The sequence below is a fragment of the Lutibacter sp. genome (assembly GCF_013139515.1).
Taxonomy (GTDB): domain Bacteria; phylum Bacteroidota; class Bacteroidia; order Flavobacteriales; family Flavobacteriaceae; genus Lutibacter.
Genome location: NZ_WTAR01000066.1, coordinates 1 through 8,648, shown reverse-complemented (window position 1 = coordinate 8,648; position 8,648 = coordinate 1). Strand labels below are relative to the sequence as shown.

Sequence of the window (8,648 nt, the reverse complement as noted above, 5' to 3'; positions counted from 1 at the left end):
ATTCAAGATGGTAAACTTTGGATGCTACAAACTCGTAACGGTAAACGTACTGCTGCTGCAATGGTAAAAATTGCAATGGACTTACTAACTGATGGCAGGGTTGATGAGAAGAAAGCAATTATGATGCAAGAGCCAGCTAAATTAGATGAACTTTTACACCCTGTTTTTGATGGTGAAGCTATTAAAGCTGCAAAAGTATTAGCGAAAGGTTTACCTGCATCTCCTGGTGCTGCAACCGGACAAATTGTGTTTTTTGCTGATGAAGCAAACAAATACCCTGTTTCTATACTTGTACGTGTTGAGACTTCTCCTGAAGATTTAGAAGGAATGAACATTGCTAAAGGTATTTTAACTGCTCGTGGTGGTATGACTTCTCACGCAGCTGTTGTTGCTCGTGGAATGGGTAAATGTTGTGTTTCTGGTGCTGGATCTGTGAAAATCAATTACAAAACTAGAGTAATGACTATTGAAGGAAAAGAATACCGTGAAGGTGACTGGATTTCTTTAAATGGTAGTACTGGTGAAGTATATGATGGTAAAATTGGAACTAAAGATGCTGAATTAAGTGGTGACTTTGGTAACATAATGAAATTAGCAGATAAATACAGAACTTTAGGTGTTAGGACAAATGCTGAAACTGAAAGAGAATGTAAAGTAGCTGTTGAATTTGGTGCTGAAGGTATTGGTCTTTGTCGTACAGAACATATGTTCTTTGAAGGTGAACGTTTAGTTCGTATGCGTGAAATGATTTTAGCTGACGATGAAGCCGGAAGAAGAGAAGCATTAGATAAATTATTACCTATTCAACGTAAAGATTTTAAAGGTGTATTTGGAGCAATGGCAGGATTACCTGTAACAGTTCGTTTATTGGATCCACCTTTACATGAGTTTGTTCCTCATGAAGAAGAAAACCAAAAAGAAATGGCTGCTGAAATGGGAATTACTGTTGAAGCAATCAAACAAAAAGTTGAAGACTTACACGAATTTAACCCAATGTTAGGGCATAGAGGTTGTAGATTAGGAAATACATATCCTGAAATTACTGAAATGCAAGCTAGAGCAATTATTGAAGCTGCAATGGAGTTAAAAGCTGAAGGTGTTAAAACATTACCTGAAATAATGATTCCACTTATTGGAACTATTAAAGAATTTAAATTACAAGAAGAAATTGTAAGAAAAGTTGCTGCTGAAGTATTTGCAGAAAAAGGAGATAAAATTGACTATTTAGTTGGTACAATGATTGAAATTCCTAGAGCTTGTTTAACTGCTGATGAAATTGCAAAACATGCTGAATTTTTCTCTTTTGGAACAAATGATTTAACTCAAATGGGATTCGGATATTCACGTGATGATGCTGGTAAATTCTTACCAATCTACATTGAAAAAGGTATCTTAAAAGCTGATCCTTTCCAAGTATTAGATCAAGAAGGTATTGGTCAATTAGTTGAAATGGGAACTTCAAAAGGACGTTCAACAAATGAAAACCTTAAAGTTGGTATTTGTGGTGAGCACGGTGGTGAGCCAAGCTCAGTAGAATTTTGCCATAGAGTTGGTATGAATTACGTAAGTTGTTCTCCATTTAGAGTGCCAATTGCACGTTTAGCGGCTGCACAAGCTGCAATTAGAGAATAAGAAAGAACTCTTCTTATATAAAATTAAAAACTCCATCTTTTAAAAGATGGAGTTTTTTTTATAACTCAATTCAATTATCTTCGTGCTATGATTAAAGTTATAATTCTTGGTGGTGGTAATGTAGCATATCATTTAACAAATAAATTATTAAAGAACACTTCCGTAGAACTTATTCAAGTTTACAACAGAACTATTGAGACTATTGAATATTTGAAAACCAAAACTTCAATTACAACTAATATTTCTGAATTAAAAGATGCTGACATTTACATTATTGCTGTTTCAGACAATGCAATTCCTAATCTTTCATCAAAATTAAAATTCACTAACAAATTAGTAGTACACACTTCAGGAAGTGTTGCTATTACTGAACTTCAATCAAATTCAAATAAGGGCGTTTTTTACTTATTACAGTCTTTTTCAAAAGAAAGGAAAATTGATTTTTCAACCATTCCAATTTGTATTGAAGCTGAAGATAAAAAAGATTTAGAATTGTTAGAAAATTTAGCCAATTCAATTTCAAAAAACTGCTATCAAATCAACTCTGTTCAACGTGAAAAATTACACGTAGCAGCAGTTTTTGTAAATAATTTTGTAAATCATTTATATTATATTGGAGGTGAAATTTGCAACAAAAACAACATTCCTCTTCAAATATTACAACCTTTAATACAGGAAACAGCAACTAAAATAACTGAATTATCACCTTTTGAAGCACAAACTGGGCCCGCAAAAAGAAACGACACTAAAACTATTAAAAAACACAAAGCAATGTTAACTGCAAATCAACAAGAAATTTATACATTGCTCACAAAATCTATTTACAAAACATATGGAGAAAAGTTATAAAGAAATTCTACCACAAATTACTACATTGATTTTTGATATTGATGGTGTTTTAACCAATGGAGTAGTAACTATTTTTCCTGATGGAGAAATGGTAAGAAATATGAATATAAAAGATGGTTATGCACTTAAAACCGCTGTTATGGCGGGTTATAATGTGTGTATTATTTCTGGAGGAACCAATGAAGCGGTTAGAAAACGATTTAAAAATTTAGGCATAACTGATGTTTATTTAGGCGCACATAATAAATTAATTCAATTTGAAGAATACACGAAACTTCACAATATAAAAGCTGAACATATTTTATACATGGGTGATGATATTCCAGATTATCCTGTAATGACAAAAGTTGGTTTACCTTGTTGTCCTAAAGATGCCGCACCTGAAATTCAAGATATATCATTGTATGTTTCTCATAAAAAAGGTGGAACTGGTTGTGTGCGTGATGTAATTGAACAAGTGTTAAAAGTTCAAGGAAAATGGAATGGACAATTTGATGCTAAATATGATTAATGATTCAATAATAAAGACAATCTAGTTCATATGAAAAAAATATTTTTATTAATTCTAACAATTTTTATTATTGGGGATATTTCAGCCCAAGAAAAAGAAATAAAAGAATACATTGATGGTGAAGTTTCAAAAATATCTATTCTGAAAAATGATACACTACAAGTAAAAGAATACATGTTTGCCCGCAATAGTAACATAAGCTCATTGAAATTTTTTCATAACGATACTAAGGTTGGTAAATGGACACATTATAATTCAAATGGGGAAATTAGACTAACAGGGAATTATCACAATGGTGATAAAACTGGAACTTGGAAATATTTTGATAAAAATGGTAACCTTACAAAAGCTCAAGAAATGAGAGATGGACAAAAAATTGGAGAAGGGCTACTAAATAAAGAAGATAAGAAAATTGGAGAATGGAAATATTATCATTTTAAAGATAGTCCTTATAGAACAACAAAAGTGCTTGGGTATGGAAATTATAAGAATGGTGAGTTAGTTGGATTATTTAAGCGTTTTTATAAAAATGGAAACCTAGAAACCATAGGGAATTTCAATAATAACAGTAATGAAACTGGCGAATGGAAATACTATTATGAAAACGGAAAGGTAGAAGCTGCAGGAAATTATATAGATGGCATAGAAACTGGCACTTGGAAAACTTATGATGAGGTTGGGAACCTTATAAAATCTACCAAATTTATAAACGGAAAAGAACAATAAACCTCAATTAAATATTTAGGTGTCTAATTTCTCTTCTTTAACATTGGCACAAATCTAAATTTACCTAATTCGTGTTTTTCAAAATCTTTTTCGCTGGTTCTAATAAACAATGTCATTGTTTGAATGTCATCACCAATTGGAATAACTAACCTACCTCCTATTTTTAGCTGACTTAATAAAGGTTTTGGAACAAAAGGAGCACCGGCAGTAACAATAATTCCATCAAAAGGAGCATTTTCTGCTAGGCCTTTATAACCATCACCAAAAATCATTTTTTTAGGCTTATATCCTATTTTAGGTAAGAATAATGAAGTCTTCTTAAACAACTCTTTTTGTCGCTCAATAGTATACACTTTAGCACCCATTTCAATTAAAACAGCAGTTTGATAGCCCGAACCGGTTCCTATTTCTAAAATAGTATCATTCGCTTTAACTTCTAATAATTCAGTTTGAAAAGCAACCGTATAAGGTTGTGAAATTGTTTGGTCTGCCGCTATAGGAAAAGCTTTATCCTGATACGCAAAATCTACAAACCCAGAATCCATAAATAAATGGCGTGGAATATTAGCAATTGCATTCAATACATTTTTATCTGTAATCCCTTTTTCTTCTAAAGTTTTTACTAGCTGATTTCTAAGTCCCTGATGTTTATGCGTATCCTTCACTAATTACTAAATTTGAGTTGCTAAAAATAGGAATAAATGCTTACAAATTCTTACTTTTGTCTATCAAAAAATAAACATACTTATTATGCTAAAAGTAGGAGTTTTAGGTGCTGGACATCTAGGTAAAATTCATTTAAAATTATTAAATCAATCAAACAAATATAATTTAGTAGGTTTTTACGATCCAATAAAAGAAAATGCTCAAAAAGTTGCAGCTGAATTTGGCTACAAAGCATTTGATACCATTCAAGATTTAATTAATGCTGTTGATGTTGTAGATATTGTAACTCCAACACTTTCACATTTCGATTGTGCTAAAGAAGCCATTGAAAAAGGAAAACATATTTTTATTGAAAAACCAATTACTAAAACAGTTGAAGAAGCAGATGCTTTAATTGAACTTGCAAAAAAGCACCAAGTAAAAGGTCAAGTTGGTCATGTTGAACGTTTTAACCCAGCCTTTACAGCTGTAAAAAATTCAATAACAAACCCAATGTTTATTGAAACACATAGATTGGCTGAATTTAACCCAAGAGGAACTGATGTTCCTGTAGTTTTAGATTTAATGATACACGATATTGATATTATTTTAAGCGTTGTAAAGTCAAAAGTTAAAAAAGTAAATGCAAGCGGTGTTTCAGTTATTAGTGATACGCCAGATATTGCAAACGCTCGTATTGAATTTGAAAATGGCTGTGTTGCTAACTTAACAGCAAGTAGAATTTCATTAAAAAACATGCGCAAAACTCGTTTTTTTCAGCGTGATGCATATATTGCTGTTGACTTCTTTGAAAAAGCAACAGAAGTTGTTAGAATGAAAGATGCTCCTGAAAAACCAGGTGATTTTGATATGATTTTACAAAATGCTGAAGGTGTGAAAAAACAAATCTATTTTGAAAATCCAACTGTTGATGCTAATAACGCTATTTTAGATGAATTAGAGACTTTTGCTGATGCAATAAATAATAACACAACTCCTATTGTTACTTTAGAACAAGGTACTGAAGCGTTAAGAATTGCTCATCTAATTATAAACAATTTTTAAAATATGACTATTTATCAAGTTGATGCTTTTAACAATGAAATATTTAAAGGAAATCCCGCTGCGGTTTGTCCTTTAGAAGAATGGATTTCAGAAGAATTGATGCAACATATTGCAGAAGAAAATAATTTATCTGAAACCGTTTTCTTTGTAAAAACTAAGCAATCATTTTATATTAGATGGTTTACACCTGCTAGTGAAATTGATTTATGTGGGCACGCAACATTAGCTGCTGCGCATATTATTTTTACTGAACTTAATTATGCTGAAAAAGTTTTAGAATTTAATTCTAAAAGTGGTAAACTAACTGTTAAAAAAAATGAAGATTGGTACACTTTAAATTTTCCTTCTGAAGAAGTTATAGAAATTGAAACTCCTGCTCTTTTAAAACAAGCCTTAAATGTTCCTATAATAAAAACATATAAAGGAAAATGGAAACTATTAGTTGAGCTTGAAAACGAAACTACAATTTCTAATTTAGAACCAAATTTCAACTTATTATCACAATTAGAATCAAACGGAATTATTGTAACTTCAAAAGGAGACTTATTTGATTTTATTTCAAGATTTTTTGCACCTAAACTGGGTATAAATGAAGATCCTGTTACAGGATCAGCTCATACATTATTAATTCCTTTTTGGTCTAAAAAATTACATAAAAAGAAGTTAGAGGCTCTTCAACTTTCAAAAAGAGTTGGTGTATTAAAATGCCAATATTTAAATGAACGAGTTGAAATGAGCGGACAAGCAATTACCTATTTAAAAGGACAATTAACATTATAAATATAATTTATGAAAAATATAGCTATTATTGGAGCTGGTACAATGGGCAATGGAATTGCACATGTTTTTGCACAAAGTAATTACACCGTAAATTTAATTGATATTTCTCAAGAAGCCTTAGATAAAGGTTTAGCAACAATCACTAAAAATTTAGATCGTTTACTTGCTAAAGAACGAATTACTGAGAAAGAAAAACAACAAACACTAACTAATATTACAACATTCACTTCTATTGCTGAAGGTGTAAAAAATATAGATCTAGTTGTTGAAGCTGCTACTGAAAATGTAGATTTAAAATTAAAAATATTTAAACAATTAGATAAGGAAGCTCCTGAGAAAGCAATTTTAGCAACAAATACATCTTCAATCTCAATAACTAAAATTGCTGCAGTAACAAAACGTCCTGATAAAATAATTGGAATGCATTTTATGAACCCAGTTCCTATTATGAAATTGGTTGAAATAATTAGAGGCTACAACACAACTGATGAAGTTACTAAAGCAATTATGAAACTTTCAGAAAGTTTAAAAAAAGTACCTGTTGAAGTTAATGATTACCCTGGTTTTGTTGCAAATAGAATTTTAATGCCAATGTTAAACGAAGCTATAGAAACATTATACAATGGCGTTGCTGGTGTTTATGAAATTGACACCGTTATGAAGTTAGGAATGGCTCATCCGATGGGACCTTTACAATTAGCTGATTTTATAGGACTAGATGTTTGTCTTTCTATTTTAAATGTAATGTATGATGGTTTTAAAAACCCTAAATATGCACCTTGTCCATTATTAATTAATATGGTACAAGCTGGTAAACTTGGAATAAAATCTGGTGAAGGTTTTTATGATTATTCAGAATCTCGAAAAGCTGAAATTATATCCAAACAATTTAAATAAAAAAAAAGCCGCAAATTGCGGCTTTTTTTTATAACGTTTTTAAGAAAAAATCCATCATCAATTCTTTTAATTGGTAATGCATTTTTACAAATGTTTTCATTTCATCTTTTAATAAAACTTGTTTTTCTTGAAATAAAATCTCTGCATTTGTTTCAAATTTTGTTTGTGCCAATTCTCTCTTTTTCATCCTAATTCTGTGTCTTAAATGCCCCATAACTTCACGCTCTCGAATTATTTTGTTTTGGAAACCTTCCAATTGCACCATTACCTCAGTCCCAAGGTTTCTAATTGCAATATGTTCTAATTTTTCCTCAAAATAATCCATTTCACTTTCTTGAAATTTCAACTCTCTTTTCCAAACTTCTAAATTAAAGTTTAAATCACTTAAGACTAATAACTGACTCTCCATGTACATTTTACTTTTTAAGGTTACACTACTATAAAGTTCTAACTTTTAACTTGATTTTCATCTGATAAAAATCATATAAATTTAAATCTATAAAAAAATAATATTAAAATAGTTTTATAAAGATATAAAAAAAGCGTTTTAACTTAAGTTAAAACGCTTTTAAAATTAATATAAAAATCAACTATTAATTATCCTCTTCTTCTTTATCTTCTTTTTTAGAAGTTTTATTCCATATTTTTATTTCATCTTCTATTGTAACTCCTGAAATAATTTCAACATTAATACCGTCAGAAATTCCTAATTCAACTTCACGCTTTTCAAATTCTTGTTCTCCGGTTTTAACATCAACATAAGGTTTTTCAGTTTTTTTATCAAACTGTAATAAAGCTTCTTTAATTGAAAGCACACTGTCTTTTTTCTCTAAAACGATATCTGCATTTGCACTATAACCTGCACGTACAAAAAACTCATCATCTAACGTTACATCTCCTTTAATTTTGAATTGAACAGCGCCATTTTCTTCAGTTCCTTTTGGAGCTATAAAATTTAATTTTGCTGGATATTTTTTATTCTCAATGGCTCCTAAAGATACTTCTAAAACTGTTCCATTTTTTATTTTACCAACCTCAGCTTCATCAACTTTTCCTTCAAAAATCATTTTTGTCATATCTGCAATTGTTGCAATAGTAGTACCTGCATTAAAAGTATTACTTTCAATAACTTGATTTCCTTTTCTAACCGGAATTTCTAAAATTGTTCCTGAAATTTCAGCTTTTACATATGTGTTTGCTGTTTTTCCCATTCCAGCCGCAGAACCTTTTTGAATAATTTGTAAGTTGTTTCTAGAATTACTTAAATCTTGTTTTGCGCTATTAAAGTTTAATTCAGCCGTTTCATATTCCTGTCTAGAAATAACTCCTTTATCAAATAAACCTTTATTTCTTTCGAATAATGTTTTAGTATTCTCAAAACGTAATTGCGCTGTTTTCACATTTCCTTGAGCACTGTTTAATGATTGTACATTTGGAACTACTCTAATAGTTGCAATTAAATCCCCAATATTAACTTGGGCACCTTCTTCAACATAAATTTTTTCGATAATTCCTGAAACCTTAGGTTTAATTTCAGCTTCTT

The 8,648-nt window shown here is 30.5% G+C and carries 10 protein-coding genes; 7 read left to right on the top strand and 3 right to left on the bottom strand.

Going from position 1 to position 8,648, the window contains the following annotated elements; all coding sequences use genetic code 11:
• The 4 genes from GQ540_RS06640 to GQ540_RS06625 all read left to right on the top strand — a co-directional run.
• On the top strand, positions 1–1,632 hold a 1,632-nt coding region (locus GQ540_RS06640), incomplete at its 5' end, for a putative PEP-binding protein (protein ID WP_291799187.1).
• Between the two features lie 87 nt (positions 1,633–1,719).
• Positions 1,720–2,481, top strand: coding sequence for a DUF2520 domain-containing protein (locus GQ540_RS06635; protein ID WP_291799184.1), 762 nt, complete (start codon positions 1,720–1,722; stop codon positions 2,479–2,481).
• Positions 2,465–2,992: an HAD family hydrolase gene (locus GQ540_RS06630; RefSeq protein ID WP_291799181.1), complete on the top strand. Its 528-nt coding sequence runs from the start codon at positions 2,465–2,467 to the stop codon at positions 2,990–2,992. The genes GQ540_RS06635 and GQ540_RS06630 overlap by 17 nt, the downstream gene beginning before the upstream one ends.
• Positions 2,993–3,022: 30 nt before the next feature.
• On the top strand, positions 3,023–3,718 hold the full coding sequence (locus GQ540_RS06625) for a hypothetical protein (RefSeq protein ID WP_291799179.1): 696 nt from the start codon (positions 3,023–3,025) through the stop codon (positions 3,716–3,718).
• Positions 3,719–3,741: 23 nt separating this feature from the next.
• On the opposite strand, the gene GQ540_RS06620 is transcribed toward GQ540_RS06625, so the two are convergent.
• A complete protein-coding gene (locus tag GQ540_RS06620) occupies positions 3,742–4,383 on the bottom strand; it encodes a protein-L-isoaspartate(D-aspartate) O-methyltransferase (protein ID WP_291799176.1) in 642 nt (213 codons plus the stop codon).
• A gap of 85 nt (positions 4,384–4,468) precedes the next feature.
• Between GQ540_RS06620 and GQ540_RS06615 the strand changes: the two genes are divergently transcribed.
• From GQ540_RS06615 to GQ540_RS06605, 3 genes are read left to right on the top strand one after another with little or no spacing between them, the layout of a single operon-like run.
• Positions 4,469–5,428: a Gfo/Idh/MocA family oxidoreductase gene (locus GQ540_RS06615; RefSeq protein ID WP_291799173.1), complete on the top strand. Its 960-nt coding sequence runs from the start codon at positions 4,469–4,471 to the stop codon at positions 5,426–5,428.
• 3 nt (positions 5,429–5,431) lie between these two features.
• Positions 5,432–6,208 carry a PhzF family phenazine biosynthesis protein gene (locus tag GQ540_RS06610; protein ID WP_291799170.1) on the top strand — a complete coding sequence of 259 codons (777 nt, stop codon included), beginning with the start codon at positions 5,432–5,434 and terminating at the stop codon, positions 6,206–6,208.
• Between the two features lie 9 nt (positions 6,209–6,217).
• On the top strand, positions 6,218–7,105 hold the full coding sequence (locus GQ540_RS06605; protein WP_291799167.1) for a 3-hydroxyacyl-CoA dehydrogenase family protein: 888 nt from the start codon (positions 6,218–6,220) through the stop codon (positions 7,103–7,105).
• Positions 7,106–7,133: 28 nt separating this feature from the next.
• Here the strand turns inward: GQ540_RS06605 and GQ540_RS06600 are convergent, their stop codons facing one another.
• Positions 7,134–7,514 carry a hypothetical protein gene (locus tag GQ540_RS06600; RefSeq protein ID WP_291799164.1) on the bottom strand — a complete coding sequence of 127 codons (381 nt, stop codon included), beginning with the start codon at positions 7,512–7,514 and terminating at the stop codon, positions 7,134–7,136.
• A 184-nt stretch (positions 7,515–7,698) separates the two neighbouring features.
• Positions 7,699–8,648: efflux RND transporter periplasmic adaptor subunit (locus GQ540_RS06595; RefSeq protein ID WP_291799161.1), on the bottom strand; the 950-nt coding region annotated here is incomplete at its 5' end.